Below are 2,902 nucleotides of genomic sequence, written 5' to 3' on the forward strand. Positions count from 1 at the left end.
CTTCAATATATTTAGGTTGATAGTTCTTAAAAATGTTTATGACGTATCCTAAAATTTCTATTTTATTAAGTTCATTTTGAGAAAGTTCAATATTGGAGAAATCATCTTTGCTTGAAAAAAACTTAAGGTTTTGATTAAAAGGGTTTATACGGCAATACTTAATTAATACCTCATTATTAACTCTTAAAATCAAGAGGGCATTATCTCTTGGGATGTTATCTCTTACAATAATTAAAATATCTCCATCTGTTGCGAATGGAGCTGCCTTATTGTTTGTTACGGTAATAAAATTATAGTCATATGGCTTTGATAGATTAAATAGTTTTGAAAGAATTTTAATACTTTGTAAGTAAGGATCAATGCTTTCTTTTTGGTTTGCAAAATCGTATAGATCATCATAAATTGTGCAAATGCTTTCAGAATTAGCTCTTATTTGAAGCTTACCATTGTCAGTTTCAATATTATATTTGCTAATTGCAGTAGCTATATCGATATCTGTATCAAAGTAGTCAATTCCAAAACCAGTAGCTTCGGCAATCTTGTATTTGACTTGTATGGGAAGTGGGTTTATATTATTTTCATAAGAATTTACCCTAACTCTACTTATTCCGATCTTATCACCAAACTCACTCTGAGTAAGTCCATAGGCATTGCGTAATCTTCTTAGTTTGTCACCGCATCCATTTGTTTTCATAAATTTCCTTTTTTTATTTATTTTAGCAAATCTAAAATTATTTGTTAATGTATTAAGAGTAGTATAAGGTTGTGAGATATAAAATGATATTAGATTTTTTAGGAGGTTGTCTTTTTATGATTGATGTAGTAGATGAAAAAATAGAAAAAAAGAATGAATTTATTACTCCAGAGCAGTTCGAGGAATTATTTGGAATAAGCATAGATAAACAAACTAGGCTTAGATTTAGTGTAAATTATACTGAGAAACGTAAAGCAAAGATCCCTCCTTTACCATATATCAGAATAGGTAAAAGAATATTGTATAGACTAGAGAGTGTAAAAGAATGGTTAATAGAACAGGAAAGAAGATAATGATTTGCAGTAAAAGAAAAAAGGTTGTGATATGAAGCGGAACCACCACCATAGCCATAGCACAACCCACAAAAGCACTGATATTCTATCAAATAAAATCATAAATGTCAAGGAATTCACTGCTTTGGATATTGAAAATACTAATTTTGAATGGCTGATACCGAATTTCCTTTCAAAACAGAGCTTAAACATGGTATATGCTGGCGCTGGTGCAGGCAAGAGCATGTTTGCTATCCATCTTTGTAATTACTTAGTGAAAAACAATGTCAATCTAGATGAAATCGTTTATATGGATGCTGATAATGGCATTGATATATTACAGAGTAGACAAGTCGATAAAATTATGGATAATAGCAGTGGAAAAATAAAATATATTCTCTCTAACAGCTCGCATAGATTTACTATATTTAAAAAGTTAAACAGAGAATTTAAAGCAGGTGAAATAAAAAATCGACTTATTATTATAGATAGTATTAGAAATTTTATAAAAGGTAGTCTAAGTAAAGATGATAATATAACAAGATTTATGGCAGACCTGCAAGGATTGAGAGACAAGGGTGCTACCATTATATTCCTCCACCACCAACCTAAGCAGGGAATGGATAAAAACGATGAGAATTATAAAGGCGCTACAGCCTTTATGGATAGTGTAGATGAAGCTTACTATTTACAAAACGAAAGTGACAGCTCGATTTCTATCAACGACAATGAAATGATTGTTAGCTTAAAACCAAAGAAAAAGAGAAGCCATACAAAAGAGATGGTTGCTTTAATCGATACCAGGGAATTAGATCTAAAATTTATTGAAGATGATTTTATTGGGCTAAGCGACAAAGAAAAGATATCTTTGCAACTGGCACAAGAAATTATTGATCAAAAAGGTGAAATTTGTCAAAGCGATCTTGCAATAGCCATACAAAAACTTGCAAATAAAAACTACTATGAAACGGTTGGACGTAATACGCTTTGGAAATTATTTGACAAATTTGATGGAAAACTTTTTGATATTAAACGATTAAGAGGATATCAAAATTGTAATAAAAAGGTATTTGTGAGCAGAATAATGAATAAAACACCAAAATCAGAACAAGTAAATTTCGACGTTCATAAAGTCGAAGTATCAACCAATTATTTTGAAAGCGCAAAAGTAGCCAATAGCAACCAACTCTCTATAAACAAGAGCAATTTAAAGTTTTTAACCGCCATTCCTGTTAATATTGAGCCTATATCTAATGTTGATCAACATGGGTATTCAACGATACGAGCATCTGTAGGAAGCTATTGTGTAGATATTGAAATAATAAATAACGATCTTGATCCGCTCGTAAATGAGTTAAAACAATGTATAAAGGACTATGATAAGGAAAATTCGTATCCGACGTTTTTTGGCGGCGATGAACTATTAAATATTTTATTAAAGATTAAGACTATTAATGAATTAAAAATAGTTTTAAGAAGTGATGGCTAATGAATGATAGTTGATATCTTTTTTATTGGTTTTCTAATGGTCGTAATAGTATCGTTTTTAACCTTACTTACTTTGGGTTATTTTGATACAAGTAAAGAATAAATCAAGAAGGTTATTTAAAAATGATTAAAATTAGATATTTTTATAAAATATGCTCAACTATTTTATCCATTACTTATTCTTGTCTTGCAGTTTGTGGAATGTTTTTTCTTGTTCAAAAAACAATCAATATATTGGAGATTAAAAAGATATATCAAGAAACTGGACAATACCCTATTGAAGTTATTAATCCAGTAAGCTTGCAGCAGTTACACGATATAGTTAAGGATTTCAACGGAACAATCATATTTTCAGAAAGAGGAAAAATAGTTTTAAATAAATAGTGGA

At 29.9% G+C, this 2,902-nt stretch carries 4 protein-coding genes; 3 read left to right on the forward strand and 1 reads right to left on the reverse strand.

Annotated elements, in window-relative coordinates; all coding sequences use genetic code 11:
- Nucleotides 1-694, reverse strand: a 694-nt coding sequence (locus tag F3G86_RS10005) for a helix-turn-helix domain-containing protein (RefSeq protein WP_149723767.1), incomplete at its 3' end; no start/stop codon positions are given.
- A 116-nt stretch (nucleotides 695-810) separates the two neighbouring features.
- Here F3G86_RS10005 and F3G86_RS10010 point away from each other — a divergent pair.
- From F3G86_RS10010 to F3G86_RS10020, 3 genes are all read left to right on the forward strand, one after another.
- Nucleotides 811-1,047, forward strand: a complete 237-nt coding sequence (locus F3G86_RS10010) for a DNA-binding protein (RefSeq protein WP_103567046.1) — start codon at nucleotides 811-813, stop codon at nucleotides 1,045-1,047.
- Between the two features lie 31 nt (nucleotides 1,048-1,078).
- Nucleotides 1,079-2,515: an AAA family ATPase gene (locus F3G86_RS10015; protein ID WP_107969404.1), complete on the forward strand. Its 1,437-nt coding sequence runs from the start codon at nucleotides 1,079-1,081 to the stop codon at nucleotides 2,513-2,515.
- Between the two features lie 122 nt (nucleotides 2,516-2,637).
- Nucleotides 2,638-2,898, forward strand: coding sequence for a hypothetical protein (locus tag F3G86_RS10020; RefSeq protein ID WP_107969407.1), 261 nt, complete (start codon nucleotides 2,638-2,640; stop codon nucleotides 2,896-2,898).
- The last annotated feature ends 4 nt before the right edge of the window (nucleotides 2,899-2,902 follow it).

The sequence above is a fragment of the Campylobacter concisus genome (assembly GCF_902460595.1).
Lineage (GTDB): Bacteria > Campylobacterota > Campylobacteria > Campylobacterales > Campylobacteraceae > Campylobacter_A > Campylobacter_A concisus_BL.

Excerpts from the sequence above, each read along its gene's own strand:
- F3G86_RS10010 (WP_103567046.1), top strand. The coding sequence starts at position 811 with ATGATTGATGTAGTAGATGAAAAAATAGAAAAAAAGAATGAATTTATT.
- F3G86_RS10015 (WP_107969404.1), top strand. The coding sequence starts at position 1,079 with ATGAAGCGGAACCACCACCATAGCCATAGCACAACCCACAAAAGCACT.
- F3G86_RS10020 (WP_107969407.1), top strand. The coding sequence starts at position 2,638 with ATGATTAAAATTAGATATTTTTATAAAATATGCTCAACTATTTTATCC.